Source organism: Rhizobium sp. RHZ01 (assembly GCF_014851595.1).
Lineage (GTDB): Bacteria > Pseudomonadota > Alphaproteobacteria > Rhizobiales > Rhizobiaceae > Rhizobium > Rhizobium altiplani.
In genome coordinates this window covers 1-435 of record NZ_JACUZZ010000111.1, presented here as the reverse complement: position 1 = coordinate 435, position 435 = coordinate 1, and the positions used below count along the sequence as shown (strand labels likewise).

General features: G+C 61.4%; 1 protein-coding gene. It reads right to left on the bottom strand.

Features of this window, described 5'->3' with window-relative positions; genetic code table 11:
• Positions 1-435: cytochrome b N-terminal domain-containing protein (locus IB248_RS31040; protein ID WP_192242257.1), on the bottom strand; the 435-nt coding region annotated here is incomplete at both ends.

Below are 435 nucleotides of genomic sequence, written 5' to 3'. Positions count from 1 at the left end.
CAATGACGAAGGGCAGCAGGTAGTGCAGCGAGAAGAAGCGGTTCAGCGTCGGGTTGTCGACGGCAAAGCCGCCGAGCAGGAACTGCTGGATCCACTCGCCGACCAGCGGGAATGCCGAGAAGAAGCCAGTGATGACGGTCGCGCCCCAGAAGGACATCTGGCCCCAGGGCAGAACGTAGCCCATGAAGCCGGTCGCCATCATCAGCAGGTAGATGAGGACGCCGAGGATCCAGAGGATCTCGCGCGGCGCCTTGTAGGAGCCGTAGTAGAGACCACGGGCGATGTGCAGATAGACGGCAACGAAGAAAAACGACGCGCCGTTGGCGTGCATATAGCGCAGCAGCCAGCCGTGGTTGACGTCACGCATGATCTTTTCGACGGAGTTGAAGGCAACCGTCGTTTCCGCCGCATAGTGCATGGCCAGCACGACGCCGG